Source organism: Pseudomonas sp. 2822-17 (assembly GCF_002742485.1).
Lineage (GTDB): Bacteria > Pseudomonadota > Gammaproteobacteria > Pseudomonadales > Pseudomonadaceae > Aquipseudomonas > Aquipseudomonas cyclaminis.
In genome coordinates this window covers 1-229 of sequence record NZ_LJRZ01000018.1, presented here as the reverse complement: position 1 = coordinate 229, position 229 = coordinate 1, and the positions used below count along the sequence as shown (strand labels likewise).

Annotated in this window: 1 protein-coding gene; it reads right to left on the bottom strand. The window is 37.1% G+C overall.

Translation table 11 applies throughout. From position 1 onward, the window contains the following. Positions 1-12 precede the first annotated feature (12 nt). Positions 13-229, bottom strand: a 217-nt coding sequence (locus tag AOA60_RS00055; RefSeq protein ID WP_099582652.1) for a YhdT family protein, incomplete at its 5' end; no start/stop codon positions are given.

The following is a 229-nucleotide window of genomic DNA, read 5'->3' as shown; positions in this document are numbered from 1 at the left end:
GGACAGTTATGTTCATTCTTTTGGCCCTCCATCTTCAATTTTGTCATCGTCAAAGGATACCTCAACAAGGAAAAACTTAACGATAATGATAACAAGAACAATAACTACTACAAGCCCTACTACACAGCTATAAAAAAACCACGCTGGGAGTCCAAAAACAAAAGTGTATTCTTCCACTGGCTTTGACCCTAAACCGTAAGCAAATGCATACCACCATATAAAATTAAAC